At 59.9% G+C, this 10,000-nt stretch carries 10 protein-coding genes; 3 read left to right on the top strand and 7 right to left on the bottom strand.

The annotated features are described in order from the left end of the window. Positions 1-254, top strand: a 254-nt coding sequence (locus LDL37_RS02895; protein ID WP_290794070.1) for a hypothetical protein, incomplete at its 5' end; no start/stop codon positions are given. Positions 255-371: 117 nt separating this feature from the next. Beyond that, a complete protein-coding gene (locus tag LDL37_RS02890) occupies positions 372-1,523 on the top strand; it encodes a GNAT family N-acetyltransferase (protein WP_290794066.1) in 1,152 nt (383 codons plus the stop codon). Between the two features lie 91 nt (positions 1,524-1,614). Here the strand turns inward: LDL37_RS02890 and LDL37_RS02885 are convergent, their stop codons facing one another. The 3 genes from LDL37_RS02885 to LDL37_RS02875 all read right to left on the bottom strand — a co-directional run bounded on the left by LDL37_RS02885 (position 1,615) and on the right by LDL37_RS02875 (position 6,518). Then, positions 1,615-4,797 carry an alpha-L-rhamnosidase gene (locus LDL37_RS02885; protein WP_290794064.1) on the bottom strand — a complete coding sequence of 1,061 codons (3,183 nt, stop codon included), beginning with the start codon at positions 4,795-4,797 and terminating at the stop codon, positions 1,615-1,617. A gap of 128 nt (positions 4,798-4,925) precedes the next feature. Then, positions 4,926-6,008 carry an ROK family transcriptional regulator gene (locus LDL37_RS02880; protein ID WP_290794062.1) on the bottom strand — a complete coding sequence of 361 codons (1,083 nt, stop codon included), beginning with the start codon at positions 6,006-6,008 and terminating at the stop codon, positions 4,926-4,928. Then, on the bottom strand, positions 6,009-6,518 hold the full coding sequence (locus tag LDL37_RS02875; protein ID WP_290794061.1) for a prolyl-tRNA synthetase associated domain-containing protein: 510 nt from the start codon (positions 6,516-6,518) through the stop codon (positions 6,009-6,011). A gap of 29 nt (positions 6,519-6,547) precedes the next feature. Between LDL37_RS02875 and LDL37_RS02870 the strand changes: the two genes are divergently transcribed. After that, positions 6,548-7,303, top strand: a complete 756-nt coding sequence (locus tag LDL37_RS02870) for a DUF6065 family protein (protein ID WP_290794059.1) — start codon at positions 6,548-6,550, stop codon at positions 7,301-7,303. Between the two features lie 30 nt (positions 7,304-7,333). Here the strand turns inward: LDL37_RS02870 and LDL37_RS02865 are convergent, their stop codons facing one another. The 4 genes from LDL37_RS02865 to rimM form a co-directional block, all read right to left on the bottom strand. Then, positions 7,334-7,876, bottom strand: a complete 543-nt coding sequence (locus LDL37_RS02865; RefSeq protein WP_290794057.1) for a hypothetical protein — start codon at positions 7,874-7,876, stop codon at positions 7,334-7,336. A gap of 129 nt (positions 7,877-8,005) precedes the next feature. Then, positions 8,006-8,743 carry a siderophore-interacting protein gene (locus LDL37_RS02860; protein ID WP_290794054.1) on the bottom strand — a complete coding sequence of 246 codons (738 nt, stop codon included), beginning with the start codon at positions 8,741-8,743 and terminating at the stop codon, positions 8,006-8,008. A 1-nt stretch (position 8,744) separates the two neighbouring features. Beyond that, on the bottom strand, positions 8,745-9,317 hold the full coding sequence (locus tag LDL37_RS02855; RefSeq protein WP_290794052.1) for a PadR family transcriptional regulator: 573 nt from the start codon (positions 9,315-9,317) through the stop codon (positions 8,745-8,747). 169 nt (positions 9,318-9,486) lie between these two features. Beyond that, a partial coding sequence (gene rimM, locus LDL37_RS02850) for a ribosome maturation factor RimM (RefSeq protein WP_290794050.1) occupies positions 9,487-10,000 on the bottom strand: 514 nt, incomplete at its 5' end.

Below are 10,000 nucleotides of genomic sequence, written 5' to 3'. Positions count from 1 at the left end.
TTATAGCCTACCTGATTGAAAATGGCGCAGAATTGAATGCGATTGCCGATGACGGAAGCACGCCGCTGATGATGGCCTTTCTTGAGGACACGGCCCTTCTGATGTTGGAAAAAGGAGCCGATCCACGCATCAACAGAACCGCAGACTATCTGCGTTTCAATGTGAACCGTAATGGTTGGCTGAAGGTTGGCCGCTGGCTGACTGAGCATGGTTATGCGGATATCCTGCTCACAACTCCGGACGAAAAAGATTAGGGTCCGTTTATCTCCCTGGCCACAGAGCCCCCGGTCTTTCGCCCCTGTAATCGGAATGCTAACCCTTTTGTGTCAGGTTTGACGCAAAAGGACGCGGAGCGTGGTGCGGGAGACGATATGAACGGGCTGAGCGTAGAGATAACGACCCCCGCGCAGCTATCCGACGCAGATCGTCATCTGTGGGCCGAGGCCGTGTCTCTCAATCCGGCCCTCGACAGCCCCTATTGCACGCTGGCCTATGTCGAAGCGCTGTTCCCGGTCGTGCCTCTGGCGCGCCTTATCCGCCTCCAGCGCCATAGCCGCACTGTGGGCTTTCTGCCGCTTCAGATGCGCGGGCGGGTGGCGCAGCCGCTGGGCGCCCCCCTGACCGATTTCCATAGCCTGATCTCCCTGCCCGATGTCGGCATTGACCTGCGCGCCGTGCTGCGGGCACTGGACCTGCACCGTTTCGAAGTGGCTGGCTGGTTAGGCGCAGACAGCGCCTTCACCGCAGGCGAGGTACGTGAGCGGCTGTATGCCGATCTGTCGGGCGGGTTTGACGGCTATTATACCCAACAGCGCAGCCAGCAGAAAAAGTTCTTCCGTAACGCTGAACGCTGCCGCCGCAATCTGGACGCCGCCTATCCGCAACTGAGCTTTTCGTGGGAAGCGGCGTCCGCATCCATTATCGATTGGGTGATTACGCGAAAGCGCCATCAGTACGCCCGCACCGGCCTGCACGATGTGTTCGCCTGCGGCTGGACGCGCGAAGTTCTATACGCACTGGCGCAGCGCCAGGATAGCGATCTGCGGCTGATGGCGGGCGTCTATCGGAATGGCACGGACATTATCGCCGCCGAGATCGGCCTGTGTACCCCGGACGGCCTGCACCTGTGGTTCCCCGCCTACGATCGCAGCGCCGCGCGCCACAGCCCCGGTATCCTTTTGTCGCTCGATATCCTGAAGGCTGCCGCGTCTGAGAGCATCAAGCGCGTCGATTTCGGCTGCGCGGATGAGCCTTACAAGCTGTCCATGACCACGCACAAAACGCCCTGCTATGCCGGCTATGTGGTCAGTCAAAAGTCCATAGAGCTGCCTGCGCGCTTTGATCCCTTCCTCAAGCCGCGACTGATGATCATGCGCGCTTGCGAAGTGCACCTTGCCGGTCAGGTCCGCGCCGTTTGGCAACTGGGCCGCCGCCTCGTGACGCGGACACGTGTGGGGTTTGTGACCTTCCTGAGCCTTCTGGGGGCCATGGCCGCAGCGATGCTGGTCGCCGAAGCGATGTGATGGGTTTATCAAGGACTCTGTGCAGGACGCCTGAAGTCTTTGATGAAAGGCGTAACTAACAAGATTTTTGGGACATTGAAGACCGAAGGCTTCACGCCCTTACGGCGAAATCATAGTCTCCCGGTCCGGCCTCGATAACCATTCGGCCATTAACAATGCCCAATGACTGTGACGCGAGAGGCTTGCCGTTTTCGCGTATATTCGTTTGATTCGTAGCAGGTAAATGAACTTCGGCGCGGGTGTTGGGCGGCACACTGAGCCTGAGCCTGAAATGACCCTCCGGATTCAGGGTCCAGTCGGTTGAAATACGCCCGGATACGGCGTCATACTGCGCGCCTCCGGAAGCGACGCGGCGATCAAGTACCGGATTGAAGCGGAAACGACGGAAGCCCGGTTCGATCGGGTCAATTCCGGCAATGCGGCGATAGACAAAACCGATAACCGCCCCAAGCGCGTAGTGGTTGAAGGAGTTCATTGAGATGTCGCCAGCATCTCCATTCCAGCGCTCCCAGGTCGTTGTCGCCCCCTTCATGACCATATAGCCCCAGGAAGGGTATTCTGTGCGTAGCAACAGGTCATACACCAGTGACGCATAGCCATTGTCGGCCAGTACGTCGAGGCTGTGGGGTGTCCCAAGGAAGCCCGTAGTCAATAAACGGCCCCGACTTACAATATTGTCATGCAACCTTCCGGCCACTTCGGCCCGCAATTGCGGCGGCACAAGATTATAGCGCAACGCCAGAATGTAACCCGTCTGGGAGCCATTGCCGACGGTCCCGTCCGAATGGACAAAGGCTTTGGCAAAGGCCGCGTCGATCTTCTCCGCCAGACGCGTATAGTCCTCTAAGGCCTTCTGCCGTTTTGTCGCCTTCGCCATATCCATCATGGCCAGCGTCGAATGCTTCCACATGGCCGTCCCGATCAGGTCGGGTGGCGTCGTATGATCGCCGGGCCAGCGAGAATCGAGCGCCAGCCAGTCTCCGAAATCCCATCCGTGGCCCTTACTCCAAATGCCGTCATCGCTAAGAGCGGCGATATAGCCAATATAGGCGGACATAGCCTCCCAGTTCTGGTTTATAACCTCAGTGTCGCCGTACCGTTGCCACGTGGTCCAGGGCAGGATGACACCGGCATCCGCCCACCCGGGTGAGGCCTCATTAGGAGCCGTATCGCGCATGCTGTTAGGCGAGATAAAGGCAAAAGCCCCATTCGGCCACTGGGCATCACGGACGTCAGCCATCCAGCGCTGCGTAAAGGTGCTGACATCCATATTAAAGGCCGCCGCGTCCCAAAAGACATGCGCATCCCCCATCCATCCCAAGCGTTCGTCGCGTTGAGGACAGTCCGTAGGAATGCCCATAAAATTCGACTTCTGACTCCACAGGCTGTTTTGCCAAAGGGTCTGAATAATTGGATGGCCGATGCGCAGATGCCCGGTTCTTGATGTGTCGCTGTGGATGACGACGCCCATAACGTCATCAGGCGTCGGCGCGTTTGATAAGCCGGAGATTTCGACATATCGAAAACCATGATAGGTGAAGCGCGGCTCCCAGACTTCACCCGCCGGGTCGCCCTTCAGCACATAGGTATCTGTGGCAAGTGCGGCTCTCAGATTGGCTTGATCAACACTGCCGTCGGGTTTGAGTATTTCGGCAAACTTCAAGGTCACCTTTTGCCCGGCGATGCCCTTTACTCTTATTTTCGCCCAGCCCGCAAAGTTCTGGCCAAAATCAACCACCCAGCTCCCGTTAACAGCTTTAAGGGATTTCGCCTTCAACAGGCCCATGCGTCGTATTGGCGGGCTTACGGTCGGCTGAAGCTTTGCGGTCACCGACGGGGCAATCGCCACAGGCGACCACTTCGCGTCCGGGTGAAACCCTGGCGCGGCCCAACCGGGCTGCTCACGACGCGCATCATAGTCTTCGCCGTCATATATATCTGACTTGAGGATAGGAGAGGCACTGATCATCCAGCTCTGATCCGTGACGACGCGCTCAACCCTACCGCTTGAGTAGGTCAGTTCCAACTGAGCCATAAAGCGCAGGGGCGGATTGCCAAAAGCAAAACGACCCTGAGGTGACGTATAACTGCCATACCAGCCATCGGCGACCATGGCACCGATAACATTTGCCCCGCGTCCGACCATGTTTGTCACATCAAAGACGCGGTAAAGGATGCGTTTGGAGAAGTCCATGGATTCGGGGGCCAGCAAGGCATCGCCGACCCGCTTGCCATTGATATAGGCCTCGTAGGCGCCCAAGGCCGTCACATACAGCCGAGCCTGAGCCACCGCATCCGTGGCTGAAAAATCGCGGCGCATCAAAAAAGCGCCTTTACCCGGTAAAGGTTGATCTTCACGCGCCGAACGTTTCACCGTTGGCCATGCCGACGCATCAAAATCCGGCAGGGTCCAGCCTTCAGGTTTCTCTGAGGATGCACGGGCGGTTAGATCGTCAAAACGGACAACCCGACCGTCGCGCAACCGGGCACGCACCAACATGGCACACTGGGGTTTTTCCCCTTTCAGACTTAGAGTCAGAACATGCGTTCCAGCTTTGATTGTCCGTACGGTTTCGACCACACCTCGCGGCCCCCAGGCATTGGCAGGCCGAGGCGGCAGATCAATCAGGCTGCCGTCAATTCGAGCCTCGTAAGAGGTCGAGGAAATCGTCATCAGGGTTGTTTCGGCATCCGTTTCGAGATCAAAGACCAGCCGGACCTGACAGGACGGAGCTTTCGATGGTGCATCAGCCGTAACCCAATAGAGACCGGCTTCACGATCCCCGCGCATATCGGCATCTTCCGCTGCCAGCCATTGGGCCTGCCAGTCATCTGGTGACAGCAGTGCCATCTCCCAGAGGGCGGGTGCGCTTGTCGCGACACGTCCGTGACAGTCCCACACCGTAACCCGCCAGACCGCCCTCTGGCGCGAGCCGAGTGGCTTTCCCGCATAGATGACGTCGAACGTCTGATCGCTTTCAACGCGGCCGCTGTCCCAAAGATCGGCAAGGCCGGCCCGAAGGTTTGCGTCACTTGACGCGACCTCTATCCGCCAGGCGGTCTGCATCGTTCCCCGCCGCGCGGAGGCGCACTGCCATGAGAGGCGAACATCCTGATTTTCCAGACCTAACGGGTTGTCACACAGATTGGCTTTCAACCGGGTCAGGCGTAAGCTATCTCGCTTTTCAGCCGCAGACGCCGGAACAGCGAGTGCAGCGGTGGCCAGACCCGCGCCGTTCAATGCACCTGAGAGTGCTCCCCGACGTGTCAACATGGCGCGTTTCCTTTATTTTCCAATGTTATTTTGTTTGCATATTGGGTTCTGTTGTCGTCAGGCAAGGCTCATTGAGTTTGGAGTGGACAACTCGACCCTGTTCCCGAGTTCCGATAAGACTTACAGACTTACCCCTGCGGCAACAGATTACAAAACACTGGCAGGGCCGCCGCACCTATGGCCGTTTGAAACGCGCCCAGCCGCGAGGCTTCGACCACCGGCGCGCCCTCGCCCAACTGCATCGCCTCGGCCAGCGCTTTGAGGATTGAGGGGCTGAGGCGACCGGTCAGGATGATGGCGTCGGGGCTGAGGAACGGACTGAGTTTGGCCAGACCCACCGACAGACGCGCGGCTGCGCTGTGTGTCCAGTCCTCAATCACGCCCTGTGCCGCTTCGGGCAGGATATCGAGATCGCTAAGGTCGCCCACCCCGAAACCAGCGGTGGTCAGAGCCTTCATCAGGTCGCGACCATCCGGAGACTCCGCCTCGCTGAAAAACTGCCCGATCTGTCCCGCCCCAGACATACCCTGCCCTCCCCGGAACGGGCGCCCTTCGATAAACAGCGCCCCGCCGATCTCAAGCCCGATATGCACGATCAGATAGGTCTGATAGCGCGCGCCAATACCAAAGACGCGCTCGCCAATGCCGCAGGCCAGAGGTTCGGCTTCGATAAAGGCCGGCCCCTCAAGATTGTTGGCGAAATAGCTGATCAGTTCCTCGCGGCGATAGGCCAGAGTCCACGCCTGCGCCTGTTCGGGTGGCAGGTCCGCCGGCACCCCAATACCGAAGCCCAGTTGCCGCCAGCGCACTACGTGGCTCTTGCCATAGGCGCTTTCCAGTTGCTGCTGCACGGCCTCCAGCACGGCGCGCGGCGTCGGTTCGACCAGCGGCGTGCGCGTGCGGCCGACCACCCGACCGCCCAGATCCATCGCCACCAGATCGAGCGCCCCGGCCGTAAAGCCGATACCAAAGGCGTAGGCCGCGCCCGACCGCAGCGACACCGGCTTTTGCGGCTGACCCCGCCGCCCGGTGTGCACATAGGCCCCGTTATCTTCCTCGACCAGTCCCCAATCCATCAGGTCGCGCACCAGATTGGTCACGGCCGGTCGCGTATAGCCCGACGCCTCGGCCAGCTCGGCACGCGCTGCCGTCCCGTGGCGGACCAGGGCCTCAAGCACCTTGCGATGGCCGTGGGTCAGGTGGGGAAACATCTACACGTCCGAAAAATCGATAACCCGGTAGTCGCGGCCCAGCTTGTCCAGAAAGCGCCGGAAATCGGCCTGATCGAGCGCCGTGGTCGCCGTATTGATCAGCGGGTGGAAGTTGACGATCGCAGCGTCATACAACCGCTGATCAAGAATAAATCTGACCTTGTGCTCCGGGTCGTTGATCAGGGCCAGCGCTGTCACCGAACCCGGTCGCACGCCCAGCGCCTGATACAAGCGTTCCTCGGAACCGAAACTCAGACGCCCGGACCCGATGACTTTCGGCAGGGCTTTCAGATTGATCTGCGTCTGCTGTTCGGCGCTGATCAGCCACAATTGCCCCTTATCGTCCTTCAGGAACAGGTTTTTGCTGTGGGCACCGGGGAGAGTATCCTTGATCCCTTCGCCTTCACCGACGCGAAACACCGCCTCATGTTCAGTGGTCCGCGGCAACAGGCCCCAGCCGTTTAGGGCTTGAAGCAGGGTGCTTTGCGTATAAAAGCTGTTTTCGGTCATTCGTCGCGTTTACAGGAGCCCGAAGCGTAATGGAATTGGAATGTTTTGTCGTTCAGGCCGGCCCGCGTGAAATCATCCCCGGCCGCACCGACCGTGATTGGATGGATGCGTTTTCCAACCGCTTCCCCTATCGCTGCCTGCCGCTCACCATGGCCAATTCGACCGGCTGGGAACTGCTGGTTCCCGAAGACATTACGATGGAATGGAACGGCGGTAAGCTGGCCAGCGACATCATCATCACCGGTGACCGCCCCGGCGTGCACGTCGAACACTTTGTGCAGAGCCATTTCAGCCAGGGCATCGTCACCTTCCATACGGGTTATCTCTTCCGCACGCCGCCGGGCTTTGCGCTGTGGGCCACGGGCGCGCCCAACCACGTCAAGGACGGTATCGCGCCCCTGACAGGCCTGATCGAAACCGACTGGCTGCCGTTTCCCTTTACGATGAACTGGCGCTTCACGCGGCCGGGCGTCGTGCATTTCCAGAAGGGCGAACCCTTCTGCTTCATCAATGTCATCGAGCATCGCAAAACGGATGAGGTGCAGCCGGTGGTCAAGCCGATCGAGGCCGACCCGGACCTGCTGGAACAGTTCAAGGCGTGGTCAGAAAGCCGCGCGAAATTTAATGAGAGCCTCGTCAACCGCGACCCGGCGGCCATCAAACAGGCCTGGCAGAAGTTTTACCACAAGGGCGAACTGCCGGATCAGTCGGAAGCCCCGCTGGAGCATATGAACCGCCGCCGCGTGAACCCTGTGCGCTACGAAGGCATCGACGAACCGAAATAAAAAAGGGAGCCTCTCGGCTCCCTTTATAGTTCAGCGGCGATCCGTGGCCGGTCGCACAATACGCGGGTCGAGGTTCTGTTTCACCTCGCGCGCGTCATAGGCATTGGGATCGCTCGGCTTTTCGCCCTTGCCGAAGATGACTTCGGCCGAGGTTTCGTAGCGATAGAAGGTCGTCTGATCCTCTTCCCAAGCGCCCCATGAGCCCCAGCCACCGCGATAATAGCGGTAGTAGAAGCCGCCATAGAGGCGCGGGAACGGATCACGATAGGTGGTGGTCGTCGTGCGGTCTTCCTTGGTGTTGCGGCCCACCAGACTGAACCAGTCATAGCCGTTTTCCAGCGCCAGTTCGGCGGCGCGGTACAGCATATAGTCTTCGACCGTCTCACGCGAGGTCGAGGAGTTGCCGGAGAATTTCAGGCGGTAGCGATTGGCTTCGATCCGCTGGTCGGAATAGCCGCGCGCCAGAGACGAAGACGGGTCACCGGTCACAGGCTGATAAGGAGTGGGGGTCGCGCAGGCGGCGAGCGTTACCAGAGAGACACCAAGTGCCGCACCAATCATCATCTTACGCATGGTCTTAACACTCAACTCCCTGTGAAAAAGCCCCGATTGGCGAGGGAGTATTGAGCCTCCACTATCAAACGTCAATGTGGCTTTAATACGCCACACAGGCCGTTACAGATCAGGCTTGCGGAGCTTTCGTTAATCAAGCGAGGTGTGCGCGCCCGCTTCGCCCTTCAGCCAGTAGCCAGAGGCCTTGATCCCTTTCGGATTGAGGCCTTTGTCGTGCAGATGCGCCCGCACCGTTCGGGCCCACTGCGCCTCTCCGGCGATCCACACCAGCGGATCGGCAGGGAGGGTCAGAGCGTCGATGGCGCTCAGCACATCATCGGCTTCGGCACGATAAATCCAGCGAATATCCGCCCTGGCCTGAGTGACCCACGCCTGACGCTCAGCCGCAGTTTCGACCATGGCCAGCACGGTTATCGCCTGACCCGCCGGGGCGGTTTCCAGACGACGACCGATGGCCGGCAAGGCTGTTTCATCTCCGATCAGGAGATAATGATCGAACGCATCCGGCCACACCTGCGAACCGCGCGGGCCGCCAATGTGCAGCGCATCGCCGATCTTCGCTTGTAACGCCCATTGGGTGGCCGGTCCCGCCGGGTCATGCAGGGCAAAGTCGAGGGTCAGCCGCCTCTTGCTCACATCAAAGGCGCGCGGCGTGTAGTCGCGCATGACCGGCGTTTCTCCGCCGTGCGGATCGGGAAACAAGAGCTTCACATGATCATCGAAGCCCAGTGACTGAAACCCCTCCAGATCGCCACTGAGGACCAGACGCAGCATATGTGGTGTCAGCAGGTGACGCTCAGCCACCCGCAGTTCGCGGCGGCGCAGTTCGAAGCGAACGCGCAGGGGTGTGCGATTGTCTTGCGCCATCTCACGACCTCTCGATACGGCGGGCCAGATCGTCGATACCATCGACAATGGCGTGCAGTTCGTCCTGCGTCAGTGGTCGCGCCGCGCGGTTGCGCAGAGCCGCCTTGAGATTGTCCATGGCGCGAAAGATCGGCGCGAAGTCCGGCCCTTCCGGCGCGCTTTGCGGGGCCTCGGCAAACAGGCGTTCCACCTCTTCGGCGCGCTCAGCCAGAAAGGCCGTGCCCGCTTCGGTGATGGTGGCGACCTTGCGGCCTTCGGCATCGGGGGTGATGGTGATGAAGCCGCCATCTTCCAGCCAGCTCAGGGCCGGATAGACAATGCCGGGCGACGGCGCGTACTGACCGTTGAAATGGTCGTCGATGGCGCGGATCAGTTCATAGCCGTGGCTGGGCTTATCGCTGATCAGCCGGAGCAGCACCAGCCGCAGGCCGCCATGACCGAAGCCGCGACCGCGACGTCCACCCCGGCCGTGCCGACCGGGCCCGCGCTCACCAAACGGGCCGCCACGGCCCTCTTCGGGCCAGCCGCGATGATGACCACCGCCCCGCCCACGTCCAAAGGGAAAGTCCCTCATGAGTCAGATACCTTTCTGAGTGTCTATAACCTATCAGGATCACGATGAGTTCCGTGTGTCACTGGTGTGTATTTAGATATATCTGAATTGTGTTTGAAATAGGTCGATAAAATTTCAGGCCCGTCCGCGTCAACGAACAGGCCTGAAAAAGCATCCAACTTATGGCTTATCAATGATCGGTCTGAGGGTCTGCCTCTGCCGGGACGATCACCTCATCCGGCGGCGCGATCACCACATAGCCTGCGCCGATATTCACCTCCGGCACGTTTTCGCGGGTGAACATCAGGAAATAGCTGGCGCCGCCTTTGGGCTGGATATCGAGCAGATCGCCCGCGCCAAAATCCTCGACGCCTTTCAGCCGTCCGATCACCGATCCATCGGTGCCACGCACCTCAAGACCGATCAGGTCGGTGATGTAGAAATCGTCCTCGTCCTCGACTTCGGGCAGGTCTTCGCGGCGGACGTAGAGTTTCAGCCCTTTGAGCGCGTCGGCCTTGTCCTTGTCGGCGATACCTTCGGCCTTGACGACCAGAGCGCCCTTATGAACGCGCGCCGCCGTGATAACCAGCGCGGGTTCGCCGCGCGGGTTATACAGGGGGTTATATTCCAGTACGCTCAGCGGATCGTCCATATGGCTGATCAGCTTGAATTCGCCGCGCACGCCGAAGCTGGCGGCGACCTGG

Source organism: Asticcacaulis sp., from assembly GCF_020217185.1.
Classification (GTDB): Bacteria; Pseudomonadota; Alphaproteobacteria; order Caulobacterales; family Caulobacteraceae; genus Asticcacaulis.
Note: the sequence above shows the minus strand (reverse complement) of the source record. Positions and strands in the feature narration are given on the sequence as shown.